Annotated in this window: 1 protein-coding gene; it reads right to left on the bottom strand. The window is 64.6% G+C overall.

Annotated elements, in window-relative coordinates; genetic code table 11:
• Positions 1-1,800 (bottom strand): condensation domain-containing protein (locus tag P0R31_RS40585; protein ID WP_275521204.1); only part of this gene is annotated, 1,800 nt, incomplete at both ends.

The following is a 1,800-nucleotide window of genomic DNA, read 5'->3' as shown; positions in this document are numbered from 1 at the left end:
AGCTCGCCATAGCTGACGCGCTGGTCCTCGTGGACCACCGCCACCGCCTCCGGCGCCTTTTGCACCTGCGCCTCGAACAGCTCATGGATGCACCGCTCCGACGGATAGGCCGCCGCGGTCCGGTTCAGATCCTCCAGCAGATAGTTGCGCTCCTCAGCCGACAGGATGTCGATGCGGCCGACCGCCTGGCCTGCATCGGCAGCCATCGCCCGCAGCAGCGCCAGTAGATAACCGCGCTGCCGCTCGATCGTCGCCTGATCAAAAAGCGCTGTGGCATAACTCAGTGTTCCAGCGATTTCCTCGCCCTGCTCGCTAAGGCTCAGCTCCAGATCGAACTTGACTTGATCGAACCCCTTCCCGGCAGCCTCCACACTCAGTCCTGGCAGGTCCAATGACCCAACCGCATTATTTTCCCAGGCCAACATCACCTGCACCAACGGCGTATGGTCAAGAGCCCGGGGCGGCTGCACGATCTCCACCACCTGCTCGAACGGCAGGTCCTGATGCTCCTGCGCAGCCAGCGCCGTGCGCCGCGTCCGCTCCAGAAGCTCCGACACGCTCGGCTCGCCTGACAGGTCCAGCCGAAGCGCCAGGGTGTTGACGAAGAAGCCGATCAACTCTTCGATCTCGCGCCGGCAGCGATTGGCGCTCGGCACGCCGATCGCAAGGTCGTCCTGCCCTGACAGACGCGACAGCACCGTCGCCCAGCCCGCCAGCACCGTCATGAACAACGTCGTGCTATGTTGCCGGCTCAGCCGCTTCAAGTCCCGCGTCAGATCCGCATCGATGACAACAGGAATACTGGCCGCGGCAAACGACTGCTGGGCGGGCCGCGCACGGTCCGTCGGCAACACAAGAAGGGACGTGCCTGACAGGGCGTTGCGCCAATATTTCGCCTGCTTCTGCAGCCGTTCCCCCGACAGCCATTGGCGTTGCCAGGCGGCATAATCCGGATACTGGATCGCCAGCGGCGGCAAAGGATCGTCCTGTCCAGCCTCGAACGCCCGGTAAAGCTGACTGAGTTCACGCACCAACACGCCCATCGACCAGCCGTCCGAAACGATGTGATGCTGGGTCAGCAGGAAGACGTGTTCCTCATCTGACATCCACACCAGACGCCCGCGGATCAGCGGCCCGCGCGCAAGATCAAACGATGTGCGCTCCTCTTCATGGCACAGATCCAAAAGTGCCGCTTCCGCATCCGGCCTCTGCCGTAGATCGTGTTCAAGCACCGGCAGTCCCGCATCCGGCGGCAGGATCTCAACCCGGGGCTTGCCCTGCGGCGCGACAAAGACACTGCGCAGCGCCTCATGACGCGCAAACAGACGGTCAAGGCTGCGCTGCCAGGCGCTGCGATCGAGGACCCCGCGCAGCCGCAAGGCTAGCGGAATGTGATAGTGCGTGCTGCCTTCGTCCAGCTGCGCTAAGAACCACAGCCGCTGCTGCGCAAACGACAGCACAAGCGGCTCATGACGCGATACGGCTGCAATCGCCGGCACGTCTTGGCGACCGGAGCGGCTCAACACCTCGACGATGCTTGCGGCCAGATCGGCCAGCACCGGCGTGGCGAACAGCGTTGGCAGCGGCAGTTCGACTCCAACAGCCTGCGACAACCGGCTCGACACCTGCACCACTAGGAGCGAGTGGCCGCCCAGTTCGAAGAAGTGGTCGTTGCGTCCGACCCGCTCCAGCCCGAGAAGCTCGGCCCAGATCCGCGCCAACGCCGTCTCGACTGCGCCCTGCGGCGCCTCATAGGCCGCCCGTGCATAGGCAGCGTCAGCCGGCGGCGGCAGTGCCTTG

This window comes from Bradyrhizobium yuanmingense, assembly GCF_029167105.1.
Lineage (GTDB): Bacteria > Pseudomonadota > Alphaproteobacteria > Rhizobiales > Xanthobacteraceae > Bradyrhizobium > Bradyrhizobium yuanmingense_A.
The sequence above is the reverse complement of the archived record's forward strand: the minus strand, read 5'-3'. Positions and strand labels throughout refer to the sequence as shown.